Origin of the sequence: Vreelandella neptunia, from assembly GCF_000712975.1 — a bacterium.
GTDB classification, from domain to species: Bacteria; Pseudomonadota; Gammaproteobacteria; order Pseudomonadales; family Halomonadaceae; genus Vreelandella; species Vreelandella qaidamensis.
In genome coordinates this window covers 1-305 of sequence record NZ_JHQL01000016.1, presented here as the reverse complement: position 1 = coordinate 305, position 305 = coordinate 1, and the positions used below count along the sequence as shown (strand labels likewise).

The 305-nt window shown below is 53.1% G+C and carries 1 rRNA gene; it reads right to left on the bottom strand.

Annotated features, from left to right (window positions below):
- Position 1: 1 nt before the first annotated feature.
- Positions 2-117: ribosomal RNA gene (gene rrf, locus CR46_RS0117650) — 5S ribosomal RNA — on the bottom strand.
- Positions 118-305: the final 188 nt, after the last annotated feature.

Below are 305 nucleotides of genomic sequence, written 5' to 3'. Positions count from 1 at the left end.
TGCCTGACGATGACCTACTCTCGCATGGGGAGACCCCACACTACCATCGGCGCTAAGCGGTTTCACTGCTGAGTTCGGCATGGGATCAGGTGGTTCACGCTCGCTATGGTCGTCAGGCGTAACAGGTAATGCATATCATGCTGACAGTGTTTTGTGTCGTCTCTTTTGTCTTAAGCCTGTCGTGTGTCACGGTGGGCTTAATCCGCGTATCCGGTTTTCTGAGTGTTGTCACACTCGTTTCGTTATCACTGCGACCAGACCCCTTGGGTGTTATAGGGTCAAGCCTCACGGGCCATTAGTACACG